We start from the raw sequence: 25,772 nt of genomic DNA on the forward strand, positions 1-25,772 counted from the left end.
TGGTCCTGTAGTTTATGGGGACTGGGGCCGTTTATTTTTATAGAACCAAAAGCATTCACTATAGTGCTATACTAATTGTAACTAACATCATGACTGAACAACGAGACCAGGTTGAAATGTTTATTGTAACCGCTATCAAGAATAAATATGGCACACACAGGAGGCTTTTCTTATGTTGATCTCAATGTATGATGATGAATATTGGTATGGTGGCTATGTAAGTCAAGGTACGGCTATGCCTGTAGGTCCCTTGGACCAGGCTTCAGATTGATCTTGCTCCTAATCGGACGGCAAATCAGGCGATGCCGCTCTTTGTCTCGTCTAAAGGCAGGTATTTATGGAGAGATATCGGTTATACGATTCAATTTGATAGCGGAACGATTTCATGTCCTGATGATGTAGAGCTAGCTAGCGGATTCGGAACATTACGAGGTGCTTATCTGGATGCGATGAAGCGCCATTTTCCGTTTGAGCAGATTCAACTATCTAAGTCGTTATTTGATAAGCCGATCTTTAACAGTTGGATTGAACTAACCTTTTATCAAAATGAACAGGATTTATTGAAATATGCGCAAGGTATAGTAGCTAATGGCTTTGAACCAGGTGTATTGATGATTGATGATGGATGGAGCCAATATTATGGCCATTGGAAGTTTCATTCGGGTAAATTCCACAGTCCACGTGAAATGATGGATCAGCTTCATGCCATGGGCTTTTCGGTGATGGTCTGGGTATGTCCATTTGTAACTCCTGATACGATCGCTTACCGGGAAGCACGTGATCTAGATATTCTGATCAAGACGCCGGAGGGGAAACCGTATATTTGTGAGTGGTGGAACGGTTACTCAGCTGTCCTGGATTTCTCTAACCCGGCAGCGGTGGAATGGTTCGATCAACAAATGCAGGAATTACAGGAGGTGGGTGTCGACGGCTTCAAGTTTGATGCAGGTGATAGCTATTTCTATCGAGTGGACAACCAGACCTTTGGCAACGTTACACCGGACGAGCAGTCCCGTCTCTGGGCGCGTTACGGCACTAAGTATGCATTTAATGAATATCGCGTAACATACAGGGCGGGCGGATATTCCCTCATGCAGAGGCTATGCGATAAGAAGCATTCATGGGGTGACCACGGAATTGCAGCGTTGATTCCAGATACGTTATTACAGGGAATCACGGGGCATCCTTTTTGTTGTCCGGATATGGTTGGAGGAGGAGAATACCTGAATTTTCAGGAGGCGAATCATAGTGGTCTGGATGAGGAACTATTCTACCGCCACAGTGAGATTGCCTGTCTGATGCCAGCCATTCAATTCTCTGCCGCCCCTTGGCGTGTATTGTCGGCTGACAGCTTGAAGATCATTCATGAGCATCTCGCATTGCGGAGCAGATTGTCCGCTAAGCGAGAGCGAAGCTATGATCAGGCCGTAACCGACGGTGAGCCAATGGTCAGATATATGGAGTACCAGTTCCCTGGTGAAGGAATGGAGATGGAAATCGATCAATTTATGCTCGGAGATACTCTGTTAGTGGCTCCAATCTATATAAAAGGGGCAACAGACCGGGAAGTCGTGCTCCCCCAAGGGAGATGGCGGTTCGAGGGAGAGATCCTGACCGGGGGCCAGAAGCTTCGGTTGACTCCTTCCTCTGCTGGACCGTTGATTCTGGAGTTAGAAGAGGAATAGCAATCTTAATATAGTTACATATAGAGGACGGGCCGTAGCGATTACGGCGCCGTTCTTTTTAGATCTATAAGTTTTCAAATTTCTGCTTATAGTGGCTTAGCGTGAGGAGCGGCCAAATATAGCGGTAGCTATGATAATGAGAATAAAAGTGTCCGGGAAGGCCGGCACCTGTTGGATAAGTGCTCTTCCAATCGTCTTCATGTAGTAATGAGATAAGTCTGAGGATTCCTTGATCGATCTCTGGCATTGGCTGCGCCTGAACTGCGATTAGAGCATCTAACGCCCATGCGCTTTGAGAAGGAGTGCTCTCCCTAAGGGTACATAGCGCCGCAGCCGATCACTTCGGCAGGATTCTCCCCATCCGCCATCTGGATTCTGGATATCTAAGAGCCAACGTCTTCCTTGTTGTAAGGTATCATGGCTTGGCGGGAGACCGACCGCTGCCAAGCCCGTCAGTGCCGCCCAGGTACCGTAGATATAACAGACACCCCATCTTCCATACCAGGATCCATCCTTCTCCTGATGTCCGATTAACCACTCTGTTCCCCGCTTGATGAACCCATGTCGGGTATCCATTCCGGCAAAGTTCCCGAGATACTCTAGGGTGCGTCCAGTAAGATCCGCCTCCGAGGGATCAATCGCCGCGGATTTGGCTCCGTCGATGGCGAGCCAAGTGAGCATTTGGTTATTCGTATTTTTCTCAAAAGCGGGCCAGCCACCGTCTTTATTTTGCATCGAGAGAACCCAATTGAGTCCGCGATTCCATGCTTGTAGGTAGGCAGGATCTGTATAAGACAAGCTCAGGATCGACCGTAGAGCTGCGGTAGAGTCGTCCACGTCGGGATTAATGGTATTCGACTCTGAGAATCCCCAGCCTCCAGGCGTGGTACCCGAATTGTGGATGCTCCAATCGGCAGTCTTATCCTGCTGTCTGGACAGCAGATACGTGGCGGCACGCCGGATCGCTGGATGATCAGCTGCAATGCCAGCTTCCTGCAAGGCGTAGGCCAATAGGGCAGTATCCCATACGGCTGAGGGCGAATTCTGTATTGTTGTTGTCCCGTCATAGCGGAACTGCATATCGGTAAGTCCTTGAAGGGCATCGGTGATCAGAGGATGATGCTGTTCATACCCAAGGGCCAGCAGAGCGAATATCATGAGAATCGTGCTGTTGGCATAGCTGTAGAGCGTACCATCGGCTTCAATCCGCTTTAGCATGAACCGCTCAGCTTTGGCTGTCGCGGTATCATGAATATGACGAGGAGTACCAATCAACCGACTAAGCCCTTCCTGTATGCTGTTCTGCATTTCCTGGTAACCGCGGGGGAGAGGATCTTCCGCGTCCATTCCTCGTACATAAAGGTCAGATAGATCTGGCGTATGAGCGGTAGTGATAGAGAATTGCTTGTCACCCATAATGAGCATCGGGATCAGATGAACCCTTGAGTATCCTGAGAAATCATAAATATTGATCGGAAAATATTTGGGGAACAACATAATCTCCAGAGGTATGGACGAGATGGAGATAGGCCATTTTCTCTGACCTGTGATAGCGAGAATGGCTTTGGTCAGGATGTTGGTTACTTTTCCTAGACCGCCTTTGGATAAAATATATCTTCTGGCTCGCACAATAGACTCGTCTGTCGTCTGGCTGTACCCGGAATAGAGCAGGGCGTAATAGGCTTCAACTGACGCGGACAAGTTCCCTTCTTCTTCATCGGTGAATAGCCTCCAGCAACCATCAGGCTGCTGGGCAGCAAGAATCCGGTTATGCAGCCGCCGAATCAACTCTTCATCTGGGACGTTCAGCACTCGAAAGAGAATAATCACGTAAGCATCAACAAATGTCCCGTTTTCAAAGCAAAAACGCCATGATCCATCCTGCCGCTGTTGCTCGATCAGGGTCGTCGTCAGCTGCTTAATTTCATCATCCACTGCGCTTAGTATATCGCCCATGTCCTTGGTACCTCCAGGTGGCTTTTTAGAGGTTGTTCAAAAAGTCCGCTTTTGATAAGAAAACCGATCGAAGTCATTCAAGGATGAGCGACCGCGTTGCAAAGGTGGGTTTTCTTGCGATATAGAATTTCATCAGCTGTGCTGATAACGAATAAATTCTATATCTAACACGAAGTGAATCAGGAGGCAAATTCGACATCGAATCTTGAATTCAGCCGGTCCTAAGCGAATGCTTACGAAGTCATGTTTCCTACGGAAACATCTTAGGTGCTCACGTACCAACTACGTACGCTCCGCTCCTCAGGCCCTAGCTTCATTCAACCTTCTCGGTGCTGAAAACGGGTCTTTTTGAACACGCATTTTTAATTATATGAAGGTGGGTGGGGGAAATATCAATAAGTTAAGCTGGTATAGTGCAAGAGACAAATCGGTCAGGATTCTCCCCGATATGAGGCGTAGGAATCCTAGTGTAATCGCACTTAACAAGCGGTCAAAAATGTCCGAGTAATTGGATCAAACGCAAAAGGGGCGTCTCGAAGTCGGAAGATCGACATTTGAGACAGCCCCATAATCCATTGTATAAATTGCTTGTGTATTATCCCGAAATAACCCGCTCTACCGGATAACTAATTTTCGGCTTCTTCTTCTTGCCTCCAATAATAAAGATGAACAATGTCAGACCGATTCTACCAATGAACATGAGCATCATCAGAAGAAACTTGGCAAAGACGCTAAGTCCTGGTGTAATGCCTGTGGACATTCCCACCGTACCAAAGGCAGAGCATACCTCCAAGAGGATTGATATCAGTTGATGTTGTGGATCGGTAATGCTGATAAGAATAACGGAGGCCCCGCACATCATAATGGCAAGGAGCATAATCGCCAGTGATTTCATAACATCATCCGGATGGATTTCTCGGTTAAACACTTTGATCTCACGATTCCCTCTGACGTAGTTATACATAAATAAGATACATACCGCAAAAGTTGTGGTTCGAATTCCTCCGCCTACAGAGTTTGGAGATCCACCAATAAACATGTAAATGCTCATGACAAGTAGGGTTGGTTCTGATAATTGAGTGATATCCATCGTCGTTAATCCTGCGCTTCTGGTTGTAGTGGACTGGAAGAACGAATAGAAGAACCTCTCATGCCATGACATTCCCTTAAAATAATGCTGGAATTCAAGCAAGAAAATAAGAATAGTCCCAATGATCAACAGAATGACATACGTTGATGTCGTTAATTTGGCAAATAGCGAAAAGCGAAATGGTTGTGCTTGTTTGTCTCTTAGTCTCGATAAGAAAGTCTTAATCTCAATAAGTACAGGGAATCCGATGGCCCCAAATATGATCAAGAAACTGGTAACGATTTGCACAAAATAATCATGGGCAAACGGCATCAGCGATTGTCCTGTAATATCCATCCCGGCGTTCGTTGTTGCACTGACTGATGCAAATAATCCTTGTAGAAAGGCTTCATGCCAGGTTGGGAAATATTTAAGGAAATGAATTCCGAAAATAATAGCTCCAATCAGTTCAGTAAACAAAATGATTCTTAAAATTTCCTTGATAAAGTGAACCAGCCCTGATAATTGAAACTGGTTGTTGTCAACCATGATAAGCTGGCGTTCGCGCAGTCCAATTTTACGTCCTATGAGGATCCAGAAGAAGGTGCTCATTGCCATAATCCCAAGACCACCGAATTGTAGCACTAACATAATAATGAAGTATCCAAAGACACTAAAAGTGTCTGCAACATTCAGTACAGCAAGCCCGGTGTCGCTTACTACGCTAACTGCAGTGAACACCGTATCAAAGAAGCTTACCTCTGTGCCACGTCGATAGACGCCTGGAAGGCTGAATAATCCAATAGATATTGATACAGCAAGTAAATAATAGCCGGTTATAACCTGAGCGGGTGAGCGTTTTTCTACCCAACCTCGCATTTTATTTAACAGGGCCAACAATATGTCCTCCAATTCATATATCGTAAAAAGAAGCCAACGAAAGAGGTGGCTCTTCCGACAGCTTCGAAGGATGTTTTAATCGAATTGTGTTTATCATACCCTTGGTGTTACGGCTTGTAAAGGGTAGTAAATAACAATACTTAAGAGTAACTGATTTAATGAGTATGTTATACTCGGCTTATATTCCCAGGGGGTGAAAAATGCGAGTAGATCGATTACTCTCCATGTTACTCATTATCTCAAAAAAGGGTATGGTTACAGGCAAAGAACTTGCGGAGCATTTTGAAGTCTCATTACGAACGATTTACAGGGATATAGAAAAATTAGGTGAAGCGGGAATTCCAGTCGCATCCATGGGTGGTAAGGGTGGAGGCTATTACATGATGGAGAACTATAATGTGGATAATCTTTTTCTGAAAAAAGAAGAGGCTTCTACGTTCATGGCAATCATGGATAATCTAAATCTCCTATTTGGGAAAAACGCACAGTTTAATGCTATGGTTCTAAAGATCGAGAATACATATAACCGAGAGAATACGGATAAGCTCAGCATTAACATGTCCCATTTCAGTATGGAGAATGAATTGAAGGAATACCTATTTCTGATGAATCAGGCCATTGAAGAAAATAGGCTAATGATATTTGATTATTGCAATAGGCAAATGGAGTATTCCGAAAGAACAGTGGAGCCTGTTCAAATTACATTTACCGCCGGTCAGTGGTATCTGGTTGGATTTTGTCGGTACCGGAGCGACTACAGAAGGTTCAAGCTGGTACGTATCAAGAATTTGAAAATAGGCGATAGCTTCGAAAAAAAAGATATTTTGAAGGAAGAAATCGAAGAAATATTTGAGGAAAGCTACCGTAAGCGAAGCATTCAGGTTACTTTGAAATTTTCCAATCGAATGGGTAAGCAGCTAACCGAGTATTTTCAAGAAGAGAATATTCAACAAACGGAAGATAACCAGTACATTGTTGTAGATCATTTTCCGTATGAGGAAGGATTGCTCAAATATATTTTAAGCTTTGGCAAAGAATGCGAGATTATAGAGCCCCGTTATTTAAGAGATGAATTAATGGAATATGTAAAAGAATTATTGCTCCCCTACAATGGCTGACATACTGATGTCAGTCATTTTGTTTTATTGTAGAGGTATACACGAATACATAAGGAGTGGCATAAAGTTGTGGACAATATAAGGTTAAAACTTATGACGGACCTACAAAGAATTGAAAAGGAGCATTACCAGCTTCGTGAAGGCGAGCAGCTGCAGGATTTTCTAACTTTGATGCTGCAATTTATCGGGGACCCTCAGCCGGAATTGCGGGATGACCTGATCTGTACGACATTTTATGAATGGTTTCATGACGAGAACATGTTGACGGATACGGAATTGCACAGTCTTCTGGCTGTTCTGACCGATGAGCAGCATTTGTTCTTTCAGATTGGAAGCGAGGATGATCCGTCTGTATTTACAAGAGCATTCTCCATTCTACCCATTGCGTTGATTGCGGAACGTCATAGAAAACAGCCTTTTCTGGATCAAGCCGAATTTCAGCATCTTAAGCATTCAGTGCTCCGCTACTATAAGGAAGAAAAGGATTTGCGCGGCTACCTACCGAAAGGAGGTTGGGCCCACAGTGCGGCACACGGTGCGGATGCTTTGGATGAGCTGATTCAGTGTCCGGAGAGTGATGCAGCGCTACAGCATGAGGTACTTGCTGCGATTCAAGGGAAGCTGCATAACGGGATGCAGATTTTTAGCGAAGAGGAAGATGAGCGAATGGCCACAATCGTGGATACCATGATTGACAAAAGTCTGCTCCCGCAGCAGGAGATCGCTGACTGGATCTGTGGGCTGACACACTGCGCCGATTTGCCGCAAAGCCGTGGTCCGAGGATCGCCCGCGTGAACAGCAAGAACTTCCTTCGTTGTCTTTATTTCAGAAGGGGACAGATCAGCCGCGGAAATGTGCTTGATGCTGCCATACTTGCAGGTGAGGATAAATTGAACAGATTTACTATAAGACAAGATTGAATGCGCTGAATGATTTCATGAGTATGTTTAAGAAAAAAGGTAAAGAATACAAGGCATAAGCGGCCATAGAACAAAAGAAAAGAACGGGCGGTCAGGGGTTCCCTCAGCACCGTTCGTTCTTTTCTGAGTGAATTAGATAGCGAATTAAAGTGTAGAAGTCATATTGACTTTGGGGTTGTAGGTTAGATACGATGATCTGGTTGTAAGGCTAGAAATGCAGCAGAGAGGATCAGAGTTGATATGAAAAAGAGAATTGCAGATATCTCTACGATAATTGTAGGTGCCTTTTTATTTGCGTTGGCCGTCAATCTGTTCGTCATCCCGAATGAGTTCGGCGAGGGGGGCGTTACAGGGGTCACCATTATTCTGTACTATTTGTTTAAGTGGTCCCCTTCCATAGTTAACATCATAATCAATGGCTTACTGCTGATTGTTGGATATAAATTTCTGGATCGGCAGACGACGGTGTATACGATTCTTGCGGTTGCTTTTAATTCGCTGTTTCTACATTTAACAGAAGGCTGGACAATCGCTTCTCATGAGCTAACCATTAATGCGGTCTTCGCGGGTGTGCTAGTGGGAACCGGAATCGGCTTGATTGTACGGGTCGGGGGAACGACGGCGGGAACTGTCATTTTAGCCCGGATTGCTAATAAATTTCTCGACTGGAATATCAGCTATGCGCTATTGTTTTTCGATTTGATCGTGGCTTTTTCCTCCTACTTTATTATTGGTCCAGAGAAGCTGATGCTAACCATCGTCGCTTTGTATGTAGGCACCAAGGTGATGGACTTCATTATTGAAGGACTGAATCCTAAGAAAGCGATTATGATCATCTCGGAAAAGCAAAACGATATCGCCGAGAAGGTCATTACCGAGATGGACCGCGGGGTTACGGTACTGTCGGGCCATGGGTACTATACGAAGAACCCGAAGGAAGTCCTGTATATTGTCATCAGCAAGCAAGAGGTATCCACGCTGAAGAAGATCGTCAAATCCATCGATCAAGCCGCGTTTCTCACCATTCACGACGTACGCGATGTGTTCGGAGAGGGCTTTTTGGATATTTCGAAGTAAAAAAGATGGGCTTGGTATCGTTCGCCTGTGGTCTTGTGGGTGGACGATACAGTTAATGCCTTGGAGGGCGTTGAAAGCCAAGCCTTATAATTTTTGAAAATGCCTCAATAGCTTTTCCACTCGACCCTGGATCAATTGCCGCAGGAATGCTGGCTCCACGGATACGACATCCTCACCAAATCTCAAGAAGTAATCCGCTATAAACTCCTCTTCTTCCGGATTGTAGAACCCCTTAATAACAGATTTATCGCCCGTTTCTAGTTGCATGGAAGGATAATGCTCCTTATAGAAAAGATCCTCAGCTCGTTCGGAGATCTCGACCTCGAAGCGAATACTATTCTTTGATTGATACATCTCTATGGAGTGACTCAGAAGGTCATCTATAGAAAAGCGGGCCTTCGCGTCCCCATCCTCAATGGAAGTGATCCGATCACATCTGAACACCCGAAATTTATTTGTACTCTGCTCGATTCCAGTGGCATACCATTGACCGAACCTGGCAGAGATTTTGAAGAATTGCACCTCGTAGCTGGTTTCCTGACTATTTTTCAAATATTGAATCCTACAGGGCCTCTCATTAAGAATGCTCATCAGAATTCGATCCAAATAACGGCTCACATGATGATGCTGATACATCTCAAATTGCAGCACCTGCTTCATCTTGCGAATCTGCTCGATCTGCCCGTCAGATAGACAGTGCTCAAACTTCTCATTCAGTTGATTCACACTTAGATGGAAGGGCGTCGATTGATAAGCCTCCAGCGTTAGCATGGCAAAATACAGAGCATACACTTCGTCCATCGTGAAAATAATAGGAGACAGCAATCTGTTCTGCAGGATCCCATACCGTCCATGTCTCCCATGCTCCGAATAAATCGGCATGCCTAATTGCTCTAATGAACTGATATCCCGCAGCGCCGTACTTTTGGATATATTATATTTCTCCATCAAGTCCTGTAAATTAAAGAACTCCCGGCCGTTCAAGTAACGGATCATGTCGTTCAATCTTTCCGATTTCTTCATTAATAATCTCCTTGATGATCTCTTGATTAAAGGTGTCATGTTTTGCTACCTATATGTATTATTATGAATTCAAGGTTAAATATCAAACGAGGATGTAGGCAGCCGGGTGAAATGTTCTTACGATCGCTGTTGTTCGCGGATTTCTTGATTTGATAAATTCAAGCATGGTAGAAATCCGCTCACAAAGGCGAACGCTTCGCTTCTTCAGAATCATTTCACCCTTTTGCCTGACTCGAGTTTAGTTCAACTAATACAGCCTAAATTTACAATAGAAAAGGAGATCGATAATATGAGCACGACACTCGAAGTAGCTATATTTCTATCCATGAACGGAAGAGCCCAAGAGGCCATCGATTTTTACAAAAAACACTTCAACGCTGAGCAATTACTGCTCGTCACCTACGAAGACATGGCCCAACGCGTCCCCTCGTTCCCGCTCACAGAGGAGAATAAGCATCACACTACTCACTCCGTCCTAAGAATCGGAAAGACCAAAATCATGATTGCCGAAGATACCATGGACCCCCATGAAAAATACAACGTTGGCAATAACACCTCCCTGTGCATTCAGAGTGCTGATTTGGAGGAAATCGAGAACTTTTTTGAAAGCTTAACCTCGGATGATCGAGTGAGAGTTATTGTTCCACTAGCTAGCAATGTGTTCAGCAAGGCGTACGGGATTATCGAAGATCCGTTTGGAGTGCAGGTGCAGTTGATGGTGGATGAGAGGTTGGGGTAAGGGTTCGGCCCCCTAGGAATAATGAACCCTTGTCCAGACAAAACCACAATGGTTAATATTAGACAGGGGTTCTTATTATAGAAGATTAATCTTTAGGTACGGTATATACAATGAACGGTTACTTACAGCAGAGTGTTTCTAGGCTCTTTAAGAGACTATTTTGTTTTATATGAGAAAGTACTATGTAAGATCAATCTTTGATATTTTGGATTGGTAAAACTTACAACTTGAAATAGTTGTCCTTAAGAGTTATATTATTAATCCGGCCAATTAAACAAGATCTTTTGCCAGTCAACTAATAAGAAGTGCGGATTTAAAAGAAAAAAACTTAAAAAAAGTTCTTGCGAAATTAGTTAAAAGGTGTTAATATATAAGAGTTGCTGCTGAGAACGCAGCGACGCACGAAAGTGAAGTTGATCTTTGAAAACTGAACAACGAGTGAGCGGGTTTCACATCAAGTGAAATCTAAGAAATAAGTCAGTTTCAAAATGAGCAAGTCAAACACTTTATTGGAGAGTTTGATCCTGGCTCAGGACGAACGCTGGCGGCGTGCCTAATACATGCAAGTCGAGCGGACTTGATGGAGTGCTTGCACTCCTGATGGTTAGCGGCGGACGGGTGAGTAACACGTAGGTAACCTGCCTGTAAGACTGGGATAACTAGCGGAAACGTTAGCTAATACCGGATAATTTATTTTCTCGCATGGGGAGATAATGAAAGACGGAGCAATCTGTCACTTATAGATGGACCTGCGGCGCATTAGCTAGTTGGTGGGGTAACGGCTCACCAAGGCGACGATGCGTAGCCGACCTGAGAGGGTGAACGGCCACACTGGGACTGAGACACGGCCCAGACTCCTACGGGAGGCAGCAGTAGGGAATCTTCCGCAATGGACGAAAGTCTGACGGAGCAACGCCGCGTGAGTGATGAAGGTTTTCGGATCGTAAAGCTCTGTTGCCAGGGAAGAACGTCCGGTAGAGTAACTGCTATCGGAGTGACGGTACCTGAGAAGAAAGCCCCGGCTAACTACGTGCCAGCAGCCGCGGTAATACGTAGGGGCAAGCGTTGTCCGGAATTATTGGGCGTAAAGCGCGCGCAGGCGGCTATTTAAGTCTGGTGTTTAATCCTAAGGCTCAACCTTAGGTCGCATTGGAAACTGGGTAGCTTGAGTGCAGAAGAGGAGAGTGGAATTCCACGTGTAGCGGTGAAATGCGTAGATATGTGGAGGAACACCAGTGGCGAAGGCGACTCTCTGGGCTGTAACTGACGCTGAGGCGCGAAAGCGTGGGGAGCAAACAGGATTAGATACCCTGGTAGTCCACGCCGTAAACGATGAATGCTAGGTGTTAGGGGTTTCGATACCCTTGGTGCCGAAGTTAACACATTAAGCATTCCGCCTGGGGAGTACGGTCGCAAGACTGAAACTCAAAGGAATTGACGGGGACCCGCACAAGCAGTGGAGTATGTGGTTTAATTCGAAGCAACGCGAAGAACCTTACCAGGTCTTGACATCTGAATGACCGGTGCAGAGATGTACCTTTCCTTCGGGACATTCAAGACAGGTGGTGCATGGTTGTCGTCAGCTCGTGTCGTGAGATGTTGGGTTAAGTCCCGCAACGAGCGCAACCCTTGATTTTAGTTGCCAGCATTTCGGATGGGCACTCTAGAATGACTGCCGGTGACAAACCGGAGGAAGGCGGGGATGACGTCAAATCATCATGCCCCTTATGACCTGGGCTACACACGTACTACAATGGTCGATACAACGGGAAGCGAAGCCGCGAGGTGGAGCCAATCCTATCAAAGTCGATCTCAGTTCGGATTGCAGGCTGCAACTCGCCTGCATGAAGTCGGAATTGCTAGTAATCGCGGATCAGCATGCCGCGGTGAATACGTTCCCGGGTCTTGTACACACCGCCCGTCACACCACGAGAGTTTACAACACCCGAAGTCGGTGAGGTAACCGCAAGGAGCCAGCCGCCGAAGGTGGGGTAGATGATTGGGGTGAAGTCGTAACAAGGTAGCCGTATCGGAAGGTGCGGCTGGATCACCTCCTTTCTATGGAGAATCGTTCTCTGCAACGAGAACATTCAAATATTTCAGGTTTAGGCCTGTTGCTCACTCGTTGGTCAGTTTTGAGAGTTCAACTCTCAAAACGACTGAGTCAAATCAGTCATTTGATCCTTGAAAACTGGATATACGAAACGAAATTTGCGTTTTAGAAACATTCCTTTAAGCTGAACTTGTGTTAAAACAAGTTTAAATAAGTAGTGTAGGTTAAGCTACTAAGAGCACACGGAGGATGCCTAGGCACTAGGAGCCGAAGAAGGACGTGGCGAACAACGATACTGCCTCGGGGAGCTGTAAGCAAGCTTTGATCCGAGGATGTCCGAATGGGGAAACCCGGCTGGATTAATACCCAGTCACTCATTGCTGAATACATAGGCGATGAAGAGGCATACCAGGGGAACTGAAACATCTAAGTACCCTGAGGAAGAGAAAACAATAGTGATTCCGTCAGTAGCGGCGAGCGAACGCGGAGAAGCCCAAACCAGGGAGCTTGCTCTCTGGGGTTGTAGGACGTCTCACATGGAGTTACCAAGGATTAGGGTAGGCGAAGAGGTCTGGAAAGGCCCGCTAGAAGAGGTAAAAGCCCTGTAACCGAAATTCTAATCCCTCCGAGACGGATCCTGAGTAGTGCGGGGCACGTGAAACCCCGTATGAATCCGGCAGGACCATCTGCCAAGGCTAAATACTCCCTAGTGACCGATAGTGAAGCAGTACCGTGAGGGAAAGGTGAAAAGCACCCCGGAAGGGGAGTGAAATAGATCCTGAAACCGTGTGCTTACAAGAAGTCAGAGTCCTCTATATGGATGATGGCGTGCCTTTTGTAGAATGAACCGGCGAGTTACGTTTGCAAGCAAGGTTAAGGTGAGAAGCCGGAGCCGCAGCGAAAGCGAGTCTGAATAGGGCGATTAAGTTTGTAGGCGTAGACCCGAAACCGTGTGATCTACCCCGTCCAGGGTGAAGGTGCGGTAACACGCACTGGAGGCCCGAACCCACGTACGTTGAAAAGTGCGGGGATGAGGTGGGGGTAGCGGAGAAATTCCAATCGAACTCGGAGATAGCTGGTTCTCCCCGAAATAGCTTTAGGGCTAGCCTCGGAAAGAAGAGTCGTGGAGGTAGAGCACTGATTGGGTGCGGGGCCCGCCAAGGGTTACCAAGCTCAGTCAAACTCCGAATGCCATAGACTTATTATCCGGGAGTCAGACAGTGAGTGCTAAGATCCATTGTCAAAAGGGAAACAGCCCAGACCATCAGCTAAGGTCCCCAAGTGTGTGTTAAGTGGGAAAGGATGTGGAGTTGCACAGACAACCAGGATGTTGGCTTAGAAGCAGCCACCATTTAAAGAGTGCGTAATAGCTCACTGGTCGAGTGACTCTGCGCCGAAAATGTAACGGGGCTAAACACACCACCGAAGCTATGGCTTGATACTTAAGTATCAGGGGTAGGGGAGCGTTGTATGCGGATTGAAGTTGGACCGGAAGGACTGGTGGACTGCATACAAGTGAGAATGCCGGTATGAGTAACGAAAAGATCAGTGAGAATCTGATCCGCCGAAAGCCCAAGGTTTCCTGAGGAAGGTTCGTCCGCTCAGGGTAAGTCGGGACCTAAGGTGAGGCCGAAAGGCGTAATCGAAGGACAACAGGTTGAAATTCCTGTACCACCGTAAGCCGTTATGAGCAATGGGGTGACGCAGGAGGGTAGTGACGCGAGCTGATGGATGCTCGTCCAAGCAGTGAGGCTGATGTGTAGGCAAATCCGCACATCGTAAGGCTGGGCTGTGATGGGGAGGGAAAATTTATAGTACCGAAGGTCATGATCTCACACTGCCAAGAAAAGCCTCTAGCCAGGTGAAGGTGCCCGTACCGCAAACCGACACAGGTAGGCGAGAAGAGAATTCTAAGGCGCGCGGAAGAACTCTCGTTAAGGAACTCGGCAAAATGACCCCGTAACTTCGGGAGAAGGGGTGCCCCGGTAGTGTGAATAGCACGAGGGGGCCGCAGTGAAAAGGCCCAAGCGACTGTTTAGCAAAAACACAGGTCTGTGCGAAGCCGCAAGGCGAAGTATACGGGCTGACGCCTGCCCGGTGCTGGAAGGTTAAGGGGAGTGGTTAGGGGTAACCCGAAGCTATGAACCGAAGCCCCAGTAAACGGCGGCCGTAACTATAACGGTCCTAAGGTAGCGAAATTCCTTGTCAGGTAAATTCTGACCCGCACGAATGGCGTAACGACTTGGGCGCTGTCTCAACGAGAGATCCGGTGAAATTTTAATACCTGTGAAGATGCAGGTTACCCGCGACAAGACGGAAAGACCCCATGGAGCTTTACTGCAGCTTGATATTGGACTTTGATACGATTTGTACAGGATAGGTGGGAGCCTAGGAAGCCGGAGCGCCAGCTTCGGTGGAGGCGCCGTTGGGATACCACCCTGATCGTATTGGAGTTCTAACCTGGTACCGTAATCCGGTACGGGGACAGTGTCAGGCGGGCAGTTTGACTGGGGCGGTCGCCTCCTAAAGAGTAACGGAGGCGCCCCAAGGTTCCCTCAGAATGGTTGGAAATCATTCGAAGAGTGCAAAGGCAAAAGGGAGCTTGACTGCGAGACTGACAAGTCGAGCAGGGACGAAAGTCGGGCTTAGTGATCCGGTGGTACCGCATGGAAGGGCCATCGCTCAACGGATAAAAGCTACCCTGGGGATAACAGGCTTATCTCCCCCAAGAGTCCACATCGACGGGGAGGTTTGGCACCTCGATGTCGGCTCATCGCATCCTGGGGCTGAAGTAGGTCCCAAGGGTTGGGCTGTTCGCCCATTAAAGCGGTACGCGAGCTGGGTTCAGAACGTCGTGAGACAGTTCGGTCCCTATCTGTCGTGGGCGTAGGAAATTTGAGAGGAGCTGTCCTTAGTACGAGAGGACCGGGATGGACGCACCGCTGGTGTACCAGTTGTTCCGCCAGGAGCATAGCTGGGTAGCTAAGTGCGGAAGGGATAAGCGCTGAAAGCATCTAAGCGTGAAGCCCCCTCAAGATGAGATTTCCCAATTAGTAAGACCCCTTGAAGACGACGAGGTTGATAGGCCTGAGGTGGAAGTGCAGCAATGTATGGAGCTGACAGGTACTAATCGGTCGAGGGCTTATCCAAATATTAAAATGCAAATGTAGTTTCGTATCCAGTTTTCAGGTGATCAAACATCTGAACGATTTTGAAGCAAGCTGTGTAAGCAGTAAGCACAAAATCCCGTTTGGTGGCGATGGCGGAGGGGTTCCACGCGTACCCATCCCGAACACGACCGTTAAGCCCTCTAGCGCCGATGGTACTTGGACCGAAGGGTCCTGGGAGAGTAGGAAGCCGCCAAGCGAAACCCCTTAGGGGGATTTTTTTTGCCTGGATTTCTACATATATAATTGTTTTTAGAATCTATAATTTGCTTCGAAGCATATTCCGATTACTTTCTGGGGACCCCAAATTTAATTATGGCCCGTTGGTCAAGGGGTTAAGACACCTCCCTTTCACGGAGGTAACAGGGGTTCGAATCCCCTACGGGTCACCATTTCCGTTAAATGCCACAAAAAGTATGGAGGCTTAGCTCAGCTGGGAGAGCATCTGCCTTACAAGCAGAGGGTCAGCGGTTCGATCCCGTTAGCCTCCACCATTTAACTTCATATGCCAGGTGTAGCTCAATTGGTAGAGCAACTGACTTGTAATCAGTAGGTTGGGGGTTCAAGTCCTCTCGCCGGCACCATTTGTTTCACAGCGCGGAGCCGTGGTGTAGAGGCCTAACATGCCTGCCTGTCACGCAGGAGACCGCGGGTTCGAATCCCGTCGGCTCCGCCATTATTCTCTTGATCATGAGACAGAATCTATACAGATCTCTGGAAGTAAAGATTTACTTACTTCATCTCAGATTTTCTTATGAGAGCCATTAGCTCAGTTGGTAGAGCACCTGACTTTTAATCAGGGTGTCGAAGGTTCGAGTCCTTCATGGCTCACCAGTATTCTCTAAGAGAATACAGTGTGATTGTGCGCGTGTGGCGGAATGGCAGACGCACCAGACTTAGGATCTGGCGTTTCACGACGTGGGGGTTCAAGTCCCTTCACGCGCACCAAATTGCGGACGTGGCTCAGCGGTAGAGCATCGCCTTGCCAAGGCGAGGGTCGCGGGTTCGATTCCCGTCGTCCGCTCCATGCGCCCTTAGCTCAGCTGGATAGAGCGTTTGACTACGAATCAAAAGGTCAGGAGTTCGAATCTCTTAGGGCGCGCCATTTTTATTTTAGCAGTAATTTAATATATACACATGCCGGTGTGGCGGAATTGGCAGACGCGCGCGACTCAAAATCGTGAGGGAAACCGTGGGGGTTCGAGTCCCTTCACCGGCACCATAGTTATCGGGATGTAGCTCAGCTTGGTAGAGCACCTGGTTTGGGACCAGGGGGTCGCATGTTCGAATCGTGTCATCCCGACCATCTAGTTTGCGGGTGTAGTTCAATGGTAGAACTCCAGCCTTCCAAGCTGGTAGCGTGGGTTCGATTCCCATCACCCGCTTATTACAGATAGCCAATTTATAAAATAATTTTAGAAACGCACTTACCTTGAGAATTAAGAGATCACTTGGAAAGTGTGTTTTTTGTTGCGCGGTACATTAGAATTAATCCACCTCTATTCTAAGTCGTCAGTTTCCTCCCTTCTCATTTATCATCGACTGCACCCCAAACTGATCTTCTATAATCCCGTACGCCTTGCTAAACACAACGGAGCAATGGATCGCTACACTAAGTTGGATAGAAAAAATAAGGTCTTAAGTTGGGGTGAGGGGGAAAGTCAGTAATCTATTTTGACAGGATAAAAGTTCAAAAAAACTAGGCTGCAAACTAGCGCCGATACTGAATCGGTAAACTTTTGATCTTTCTTCAGCCTGGCATAAAAATTCTAAGGGGGCACTCCACCCGAAATGTTTTTTTTCTCCGTACACCTAAAAGTAAGCCGTTTTCCAATGTTAATCGACCGAATCTCTCGGAAAAATATCTTAATCCTTTTTTTACCAATCTTCCACTCGCCAGCTTCCTTAAACATTAGATATAATTCTGGTTTGAAATAAGCCATATTAGAATGGGTAAGGTATGATTCTTCTGTAACGCGTACTTCAGATCAGAAAAATACTCAGAAGGACCATCATAAAAAGTTAGATCAGATAAGTTCGTTATTTTAATTTTCTCCAGATATTCCTAAAGGAGATCGATCCTACGATCGCAACACTAGAAGTAGCTATATTCTTGATGTGAATCGCAAATCAGTAATTAATATTAGCCGGATAAAAATATGAACGAACCAACAAGTAGATCTTAGAAGGGGTTAGGAGATTTACTCGTTGGTTTGTTGACTAATATCGGGAATACGAACTTACGAGTACAATTTTTGTATAACAGTTATTTAACATATTCATTTATAGTACCGAGGGCTGATTTCTCTATCGGGAACTGATATAGTAGTATAGGATTGTCTTTATACAAGTATTTAGGTCGAATCGACAAGAATTGAGGTAAGAGTATGTCAAAAAAACCAGCCATCTTTTCATTTTTCTCAGGTGCGGGCTTCTTAGATTTAGGTTTTGAGAAGAGCGGGTTTGATCTGAAATTTGTAAATGAATTTTATCGTCCCTTTATGGACACTTATATTTATTCTCGTAGGATTATGGGAATACCTGAACCAGAGTATGGCTATCATTTAAGAGATATTACAGACTTTATTACTGATGAGTGCTCTAGTTTGACTTCATTAGTTTCACAGGCAAGAAAGCAGGATAGTCTTATCGGATTTATTGGAGGACCCCCATGTCCTGACTTTTCGGTTGGAGGGAAGAACAAGGGGAGCGAAGGTGAAAATGGTAAGTTAACAGCAACATATGTTGAACTGATATGTCAACAGAAACCAGACTTTTTCCTCTTTGAAAACGTAAAGGGGCTATGGAGAACGAAGAAACATCGACATTTTTATGAGGCAATGAAAGTTAAGCTTCGTGAAGCTGGGTATATAATGACTGAACGCTTAATCAATGCTATTGAATACGGTGTCCCTCAACAGCGTGAACGTATCATATTAATTGGGTTCCAAACAAATGTGTTAAATGGACTTAGAGTAACATCAGATGATGAAGCACTTTCTTCGGTTTTTCCATGGCTTAGCCATACTAAGTATACTCTCGAAGAAGTTACTAATTTTCCATGGGTTACAACAACACCATTTCAAGAAGATAGTGAGATGAAGATGCCCAAAGGTATTCCTGCCGATCTAACCATTGAATATTGGTTTAGGCAAAATGATGTTTCGAATCATTCGAACTCTAATAAGTATTTCACACCAAGAGCGGGATTAGTTAGATTCCAATCAATCCCTGAAGGGGATGATTCAAAAAAAAGTTATAAACGTCTACACCGTTGGAGGTACTCACCGACAGCTGCATATGGTAATAATGAAGTACATTTACATCCATATAAGGCAAGGAGAATATCGGTTGCTGAAGCATTAGCTATTCAGTCTCTACCAAAAGAGTATGCTTTGCCAGATGATATAACACTGTCTGCTGCATTCAAAACTGTTGGGAATGGAGTCCCATATTTAGCAGCAAAAGGACTTGCGGAGTCTATTTTGGATTTTTTAGAGATGTGAAATAATTGAAATTAACCGTTTCTAATTTAGTGCATGAATCGGTAGATTCCTAAAAATAAAATATATATGAAGAAATCCACAACCTTGTAAGTTGTGGATTTCTTCATTATAAAGCTTATATTGTCAATCTTGAGGTACAGCAGTACGTAAGGAGGTTTCATGTCTACGTTCAATCCTATTTTAATTAATTTATTGCAAGAAATATCGTCCTCCAAAAAGTATATAATTTGTTATTAATGCAGACTACTCTTTTAGGCAATATATAAGCTTATCAACAACACAAAACTAAACAGATTATTAATATAACAAGATCGCATGTTCTGATATGATATAAATATATACAGTTGTTCTGGTAACTTATTAAATAAATGTTGTTAACAGTAGAAAGGAGGCTCTGAGGTTATGTCGGAAGTTACAACAATTACAATGTGCGCTTTTCATTCTGAAAATGAATTAAAAGTTTTGCCGATCCCGATACTATCCTTTTTTACTGGAGCAGGTTTTCTTGACTTAGGTTTTATACAAGCAGGATTTCAAGCAGTTTGGTCTAATGAATTAAATCCTCATTTTGTTAAGGCATATGAGTATGGGATAAGTAAAGCAGCAGGAAGTTACCATAGTATTACGAATGTTTCCTCTATTGTTGAAATTGGGCCTAATCAGATAGCAAAAGAGGCTTTTCATAATACTCAGATCCCGGAAACATTTGGAATTATAGGTGGCCCGCCATGCCCAGACTTTTCGGTTGGGGAAAGAATAAAGGATACACGGGTGATCATGGTAGATTGTCTAGAATATATATCGACAAAATCCTGGATCTTCAACCTACATTTTTTGTATTTGAAAATGTTAAAGGGCTTCTTCATACAAATAAACATAGATTATTTTTTGAAGAACTTAGAACGAAAATTTCTGAGCATTATCTTACTGATGTACGTATTTTAAACTCTTTAGATTTTGGGGTTCCACAAGATAGGGAACGAGTATTTATGGTGGGCTTAAATAAAAAATGGCTGAAACGCAAAATAGGAGTCAGAAATATTCCTATGGACTACTGCTGGTTCCAATGGCCTGAGGATTTCCGTTATTCAGGTGCAAAACAACGTTATGTATGGCCACAGGAATCACCTTTTGGGCTATTCCAGAGAAACCTCTAAATATTCCTGAAGAATTAATGGTGGGCCCTTTGATATGTGATATTGAGGAAGTTGCTTCATTACCAAACGGACTAGAGGGATTAATGCCTAGAAGTAGAAAATATCATATTATAGATGAAGGAGATGTTTCCCGGAAAAGTTTTAAGCGGTTGCATCGTTGGAGGTATAGCCCAACGGCCGCTTACGGAAACAATGAGGTCCATTTACATCCGACACAACCAAGAAGACTTACAGTGCGTGAAGCTTTAAGAATTCAGAGTGTACCAGATACATATGAACTTCCGTCCGATATGCCCTTAACGCATAAATTTAAATTAATTGGAAATGGTGTGCCTGTAAAATTAGCTCATGCGCTAGCAGTTGCAGTCAAAAAAATGATAGAGGAGGAAGCCTAATGACCCATTCTGAATACTTTTTTGATTTTACACCTGACCCGAAGGTATTGATCGCATTAACACATACTCCTATGTTGCCAATGGATGCACTTTGCGAATTGGTTGATAACGCGATTGACTCATTTCAAGCTGCCAAACTTACCGGAATAAAAATAGAAAACCCGTTAATTTCAATAGATTTACCAAAAATGGCCGATCTCAACAGGGGCTCTGGAGTTATTAGAGTTCGTGATAATGGCCCAGGTATGACCATGGATATGGCTGAAAGATCAATAAAGGCAGGGTTTTCCGGCAATAATCCTTATGATAGTTTGGGGCTATTTGGAATGGGTTTTAATATTTCAACTGGAAAACTAGGGAGAGTAACTAAATTACTGACTGCAAGAAAAGGAGAAAATTCAGCTATTGATGTTGTAATAGATTTGGATTATATAAATCAGGCGAAGGATTATGAGCTCCCTGTTTTTATCGTTGATAAGCCAAAAGAGCTATTACATGGAACAATTATTGAAGTCAGCCAATGGTGGCCGGATGGAAATGCCAACAGCCAATTTGTTAAGAGATTGGTTCAATATGGACTTCCAAAAGTAAGAGCTGAATTAGGACGGAGGTATGCCTCATTATTATCGAAGAGAGAGATAAGAATTGTAATAAATGGTGAGCCATGTGAGGCATTTGAGCATTGTGTATGGGATTCTAGTAGATTTGTTGAACGTAAGGGTCATGGTCATATTCAGGCAAGATATGATCTTGACCATGTAATTGGTGTTCAAAGACGATGTGGGAGTTGTACTGCACTTGTTCCAACTGATTATATTGAGTGTCCTTCTTGTAAGTCATCAAGTATACGAAGTGTTGAAGAGCGTGTAAGAGGTTGGGTAGGTATTCAGAGATTTGATGACAGCACTGAATTTGGAATAGATCTAATCCGGAATGGCCGCGCAATCCGTATTGCTGAAAAGACAGCATTTTTTGAATATGTTGATGAATTTAAAAAAACGATTAAAGACTATCCTATTGATGGTCCCTACGGAAGAATTATTGGGGAAGTACATCTAAACCATGTTCCAGTGGATTTTTTAAAACAGGATTTTCAGCGGAGTAGCCCAGAATGGCAGCGCGCTGTGTCCTACTTAAGAGGAGACAGCTCTTTGCAGCCTAATCAGCCAGGTACGGATCAAAACGAAAGTTTTATTTATAAGTTATACCAAGGTTTTCGTAGAGTAAGAAAACCCGGTAAGTCTGATTTATACATGGGTTATTGGGATAAGGAATCTAACGAATCTAAGAGGATTTCTAGGGATATTGAGAAAGAATATTATAAAAAGTTTCTTGCTAAATTGCCTGGTTACTATGATGATTCTGAATGGTGGAGATTGGTGGAGCAAGCTGATACGCCTCCTCTCGAAGAGTTGGTCGAATGTCCTGAATGCAGTGCTCAAAATTTAAAAGAACATGATACGTGTGCAGTTTGTGGTTATGTATTGATAGGCAAGCCATGTATCAATCCCGATTGTAAGCGCGAAATACCAAAATCGGCTCAAAGCTGTCCTTTATGTGGCATGTCACAGATGCCTAAAGTTGAAGAGCCATGGACATGTCATGTTTGTAGCACTAAGAACAGAGCGACTGAAAAAAATTGTACCTCATGCAACCAAGAGAAGGGGACAGAAAATACAATTTCACAAGAGTATCTGTCTAAAAACTCCAACAAATCGGATGATCTATCTATTCCTGGATGTTCTATTAGGCTAGCCGATGGTACATATAGTTCACCGATAGATGTTAATGTTTATATTACTCAAATTTCGATAAAAGCCAATCTGCAAGAAGAAGGAATCCCGCTAATTATATTTAAGGGGGAAGAAATAGATATTTATCTCGATAAAACCCACAAAGTATTCAAATCATACCGTATCCGCCCTGAACAAATGATAGCATCGGAAGTTGCGCTTTATATTTATGACATGAACAGAAGGCTCTCAGGAAGACAATATCAAGGGCAACATACCCTTTCTAATATTGAGTGGAAGATATTGAACACAAGATGGGCGGATATACTCGAGGATGACCCAGAGAAGATTAGGGAGGAGATTAGTGCTTTCTTTGCACAATTAAGAGAAAAACTGCCGGAACTTTTAAAGGAAATGTCAGCTGATATCTTTAATGAAATGCCTGAAGAGCAGAAGAAGGCAATGGTTGATAATATGCTGAATTTGAGCATTGATATCAGTCGGCTTGGGGATATGAAGGACAACGGGGATTTTTTGTTGTATATAAATCAGGATACAATTATCGAAATTTTCAAAAAATATACTCCTGTTTTCTTTGATGGAGGAATATGGGATGTTTCTTATGCTAATTTAGTCGAACTTACAGGATCCATTATCCAGCAGGCACAAATAAGAATAAAGAATATTTATTTTAATTGTTTAGATGATATAGCAAACTTTTCAAAGTACCGTTCAAATGAAACTGGTATTGCCCAAAAAACAAGGTTGTCCTTGGATTACTTGCAGCTAAAGGTAGTGAAATAATTGAAACACTTTATTAGTGAAACTAGTTTAAGGCTAGGTACATGGCAGGCTTTTGAAAGGGTTGTTTCTCGTTTATTAGCTCATGAGGGATTTGAGGGTATTAGACTTGTGGGACAGTCAGGTGATCGTGGGGCGGATGTTCTTGCACATCGGGCTGGAAAACGGTGGTTATTCCAAATGAAGCATTGGAAAAATAAAGTTGGTGTTGATGTGGCGGATCAAACACTGGAGGCTATGAGAATATACAGAGCGCAAGTTCCTGTAATTGTAGCTCTAAATGGATTTGATGAAAAACTTAAGGAGCATCAAAGAGTCCTTATGAGCAGAGGGGTCCCTCTTCAGTTATGGGATACAAACTCTCTTGTGCTCAGAGCGGAAAAGCTGTCTGAAATGCCTGTATTTAATAGAAGTCCAAGGGATTACCAAGAGCAAGCTATACGATCAACGATAATGGCGTACAATGAAGGGAAAAAAAGAGCTTTAATTGTTATGGCTACCGGCCTAGGAAAAACATTTATTGCATGTGAGTTAGTAAGACGGATTAATGGAGTATCACCAGTTCGGATTCTTGTAATAGCACATACAAATGAGCTTGTTTACCAAATAGAAAAGTCTTTTTGGCCGTATTTATCTAAGTATCAGGAGACTACAATATGGAACGGCTATGAGCAGCCAAGTGAATACAGCTTAAAGCATAGCAATGCTGTATTTGCGTGTTTAAATACTGTTGCTGATTATGTTCAGCGGGGAAAGGAATTGCCACATTTTGATCTGATTATTATTGATGAATGCCACCATGTAGGTGGACAAATGTACAATACAGTTTTACATAATACGATGGCTGGTTCAGATAATGGCCCCTTTCTGCTTGGGTTAACAGCAACACCTTGGCGTCCTGATAATGTTAATCTGACTGATTATTTTGACAATCCTTTAATAAGTGTAGATATCGTTACAGGTTTGCGCAAAGGATTTTTATCCAATGTCGATTATAGAATGTTCACTGATAATATTAATTGGGAGGCTTTATCAGAGTTAAAAGGTAGCAATTTCTCTCCCCGTCAGATAAACAGAACATTATTTATAACTGAATGGGATGATGCTGTTGTCTTTGAATTAAGAAAGGTTTGGGTTGAGCAGCATAAACCGCGGGCAATAGTGTTTTGCGGTACTATAGACCATGCTGTCACTATGAGGGACAGAATAAATGCACTTGGTTTTTGTAATGCGTCAGCAATATATTCTCAAACTTTAACGGGGCGTATAATGGATCCGGCAGAACGCAATCGCATACTTTGTGATTTTCAAGATGGAGTTATTGATGTACTATGTGCAGTTGATATTTTGAATGAAGGCGTTGATGTACCCGATGTTAATATTATTGTATTTCAGAGGGTTACTCATAGCAGGAGAATTTTCATTCAGCAATTAGGAAGAGGACTGAGATTATCAAAAGGTAAGGAAAAAGTCATTGTTCTAGATTTTGTATCTGATATACGCAGATTTGCAGCGGGCATAGACTTAAAAGATAGTCTTTTAGAAAATAACGGCCCTGCTCCAGGAAATCCGATTAGAATAAGTTTGCCGCATAAAGTAACTTTTAATAAGGCTGGAGAGGAAGACCCTCAAGCCGAGTCGTTCTTGAGACAATGGCTTGAAGATGTAGCTGCAGTTGAAGGAGCAGGTGAGGATACAAGTGTTCTTAAATTTCCGCCGGAATTACCAGGAGGTCGAAAATGACATTTGATGAAGTAATTAATGATATAGAAAAAATGGTTGGGTTAGAATTAGAGAGTATTAAGCCAGGTGCTAACATTACTCTGACAGGTGTTAACAGGACAACAGAAAGAATTGAATTGATTACCTCAGCAGGCAAGGAGAAGACGAGACCTTTTAGCGAATTGAGAAAAATTTGGGATAAATTATGTTTATTACCGGCTGTTCATGTTGATAGTGTTTTGAGAGGTTCTGGCTCAAGCCGGAATCAGCCAGAAACTGTAATGGCCAATTTACCATATATAGAATGGTTCTTTCTAGATAAGAAAAAGCACTTAGCGTTAATGAAGCAATTGACCCACGATTATGGAACTCTTTTGAAAATGGATGAAATTAAAGCTACTGATCTAAAAGATAAATTATTGAATATTGGTAATGTGGCTTGTGAGATTGTTGTTATTACTGAGAATATTAAAGAAACAGCTGCAATATATGAGAAAGTAATGGGAGTATCTCTGAAACCTATCTCGCCGGGTGTTTATGAACAATATATGGGGGAAAATAGATTCCTTTTTGTTACGAAAAACACCTTAAAGGGAGATATTGAGCCTGGAACGTATGTGGTAGTAACGGGGAATGTTATTGGTAGTGGAAATATAGTAGATATTGATGATAGAAAATTTGAAGTATACATACAAGGTGATTTGAAGTTATTGTTCCCTTCTTAGGATATAATAAATGTGGAATATACTG

General features: G+C 43.8%; 13 protein-coding genes, 11 tRNA genes, 3 rRNA genes and 2 pseudogenes. 26 read left to right on the plus strand and 3 right to left on the minus strand.

The window, feature by feature from the left end:
• Positions 1-302 precede the first annotated feature (302 nt).
• Positions 303-1,685 carry a glycoside hydrolase family 31 protein gene (locus tag RE628_RS01210; RefSeq protein ID WP_309157034.1) on the plus strand — a complete coding sequence of 461 codons (1,383 nt, stop codon included), beginning with the start codon at positions 303-305 and terminating at the stop codon, positions 1,683-1,685.
• 64 nt (positions 1,686-1,749) lie between these two features.
• Here RE628_RS01210 and shc read toward each other — a convergent pair.
• A pseudogene (gene shc, locus RE628_RS01215) lies at positions 1,750-3,641 on the minus strand (squalene--hopene cyclase).
• A 595-nt stretch (positions 3,642-4,236) separates the two neighbouring features.
• The gene (locus tag RE628_RS01220) at positions 4,237-5,601 is read right to left on the minus strand and encodes a TrkH family potassium uptake protein (protein ID WP_309159326.1); all 1,365 of its coding nucleotides are present in this window, start codon (positions 5,599-5,601) and stop codon (positions 4,237-4,239) included.
• Between the two features lie 209 nt (positions 5,602-5,810).
• Here RE628_RS01220 and RE628_RS01225 point away from each other — a divergent pair, with 209 nt between their 5' ends.
• The 3 genes from RE628_RS01225 (at position 5,811) to RE628_RS01235 (ending at position 8,726) form a co-directional block, all read left to right on the plus strand.
• The gene (locus tag RE628_RS01225) at positions 5,811-6,728 is read left to right on the plus strand and encodes a helix-turn-helix transcriptional regulator (RefSeq protein ID WP_309157035.1); all 918 of its coding nucleotides are present in this window, start codon (positions 5,811-5,813) and stop codon (positions 6,726-6,728) included.
• Positions 6,729-6,821: 93 nt separating this feature from the next.
• Positions 6,822-7,649: a DUF2785 domain-containing protein gene (locus tag RE628_RS01230; RefSeq protein ID WP_375143027.1), complete on the plus strand. Its 828-nt coding sequence runs from the start codon at positions 6,822-6,824 to the stop codon at positions 7,647-7,649.
• Positions 7,650-7,889: 240 nt separating this feature from the next.
• Complete coding sequence (locus RE628_RS01235) at positions 7,890-8,726, plus strand: YitT family protein (protein WP_309157037.1); 837 nt, start codon at positions 7,890-7,892, stop codon at positions 8,724-8,726.
• A gap of 84 nt (positions 8,727-8,810) precedes the next feature.
• On the opposite strand, the gene RE628_RS01240 is transcribed toward RE628_RS01235, so the two are convergent.
• Positions 8,811-9,749: a helix-turn-helix transcriptional regulator gene (locus RE628_RS01240; RefSeq protein WP_309157038.1), complete on the minus strand. Its 939-nt coding sequence runs from the start codon at positions 9,747-9,749 to the stop codon at positions 8,811-8,813.
• 289 nt (positions 9,750-10,038) lie between these two features.
• Here RE628_RS01240 and RE628_RS01245 point away from each other — a divergent pair, with 289 nt between their 5' ends.
• The 22 genes and pseudogenes from RE628_RS01245 to RE628_RS01350 all read left to right on the plus strand — a co-directional run bounded on the left by RE628_RS01245 (position 10,039) and on the right by RE628_RS01350 (position 25,747).
• The gene (locus RE628_RS01245) at positions 10,039-10,488 is read left to right on the plus strand and encodes a VOC family protein (RefSeq protein WP_309157039.1); all 450 of its coding nucleotides are present in this window, start codon (positions 10,039-10,041) and stop codon (positions 10,486-10,488) included.
• Positions 10,489-10,994: 506 nt separating this feature from the next.
• A 16S ribosomal RNA gene (locus RE628_RS01250) occupies positions 10,995-12,546 on the plus strand.
• A gap of 217 nt (positions 12,547-12,763) precedes the next feature.
• Positions 12,764-15,691, plus strand: a 23S ribosomal RNA gene (locus RE628_RS01255).
• A 99-nt stretch (positions 15,692-15,790) separates the two neighbouring features.
• Positions 15,791-15,907 (plus strand): 5S ribosomal RNA (gene rrf / locus RE628_RS01260).
• The 16S, 23S and 5S rRNA genes sit together here with 11 tRNA genes alongside, the layout of an rRNA operon.
• Before the next feature lie 118 nt (positions 15,908-16,025).
• Positions 16,026-16,100 (plus strand) — tRNA-Glu (locus RE628_RS01265).
• A gap of 26 nt (positions 16,101-16,126) precedes the next feature.
• A tRNA-Val gene (locus RE628_RS01270) sits at positions 16,127-16,202 on the plus strand.
• 13 nt (positions 16,203-16,215) lie between these two features.
• Positions 16,216-16,292 (plus strand) — tRNA-Thr (locus RE628_RS01275).
• Positions 16,293-16,307: 15 nt separating this feature from the next.
• Positions 16,308-16,384: transfer RNA gene (locus tag RE628_RS01280), tRNA-Asp, on the plus strand.
• Between the two features lie 82 nt (positions 16,385-16,466).
• Positions 16,467-16,542, plus strand: a tRNA-Lys gene (locus tag RE628_RS01285).
• 30 nt (positions 16,543-16,572) lie between these two features.
• Positions 16,573-16,656: transfer RNA gene (locus RE628_RS01290), tRNA-Leu, on the plus strand.
• Between the two features lie 4 nt (positions 16,657-16,660).
• Positions 16,661-16,735, plus strand: a tRNA-Gly gene (locus tag RE628_RS01295).
• Between the two features lies 1 nt (position 16,736).
• Positions 16,737-16,813, plus strand: a tRNA-Arg gene (locus RE628_RS01300).
• 34 nt (positions 16,814-16,847) lie between these two features.
• Positions 16,848-16,930: transfer RNA gene (locus RE628_RS01305), tRNA-Leu, on the plus strand.
• Positions 16,931-16,937: 7 nt separating this feature from the next.
• Positions 16,938-17,014 (plus strand) — tRNA-Pro (locus RE628_RS01310).
• A gap of 8 nt (positions 17,015-17,022) precedes the next feature.
• Positions 17,023-17,093 (plus strand) — tRNA-Gly (locus tag RE628_RS01315).
• Positions 17,094-18,095: 1,002 nt separating this feature from the next.
• Entirely contained in the window at positions 18,096-19,214 is a 1,119-nt protein-coding gene (locus RE628_RS01320; protein ID WP_309157040.1) for a DNA cytosine methyltransferase, read from the plus strand.
• A gap of 426 nt (positions 19,215-19,640) precedes the next feature.
• Positions 19,641-19,892: pseudogene (locus RE628_RS01325) on the plus strand (DNA cytosine methyltransferase); the annotation flags it as partial.
• Positions 19,893-19,942: 50 nt separating this feature from the next.
• Positions 19,943-20,371 carry a DNA cytosine methyltransferase gene (locus tag RE628_RS01330; protein ID WP_309157041.1) on the plus strand — a complete coding sequence of 143 codons (429 nt, stop codon included), beginning with the start codon at positions 19,943-19,945 and terminating at the stop codon, positions 20,369-20,371.
• A complete protein-coding gene (locus RE628_RS01335) occupies positions 20,326-20,766 on the plus strand; it encodes a DNA cytosine methyltransferase (RefSeq protein ID WP_309157042.1) in 441 nt (146 codons plus the stop codon). Before RE628_RS01330 ends, RE628_RS01335 begins: the two co-directional genes overlap by 46 nt.
• Positions 20,766-23,303, plus strand: coding sequence for an ATP-binding protein (locus RE628_RS01340; protein ID WP_309157043.1), 2,538 nt, complete (start codon positions 20,766-20,768; stop codon positions 23,301-23,303). Before RE628_RS01335 ends, RE628_RS01340 begins: the two co-directional genes overlap by 1 nt.
• Positions 23,304-25,043 carry a DEAD/DEAH box helicase family protein gene (locus RE628_RS01345; RefSeq protein WP_309157045.1) on the plus strand — a complete coding sequence of 580 codons (1,740 nt, stop codon included), beginning with the start codon at positions 23,304-23,306 and terminating at the stop codon, positions 25,041-25,043.
• Positions 25,040-25,747, plus strand: a complete 708-nt coding sequence (locus RE628_RS01350; RefSeq protein WP_309157046.1) for a hypothetical protein — start codon at positions 25,040-25,042, stop codon at positions 25,745-25,747. The genes RE628_RS01345 and RE628_RS01350 overlap by 4 nt, the downstream gene beginning before the upstream one ends.
• The last annotated feature ends 25 nt before the right edge of the window (positions 25,748-25,772 follow it).

Source organism: Paenibacillus sp. D2_2, from assembly GCF_031199965.1.
GTDB lineage: Bacteria > Bacillota > Bacilli > Paenibacillales > Paenibacillaceae > Fontibacillus.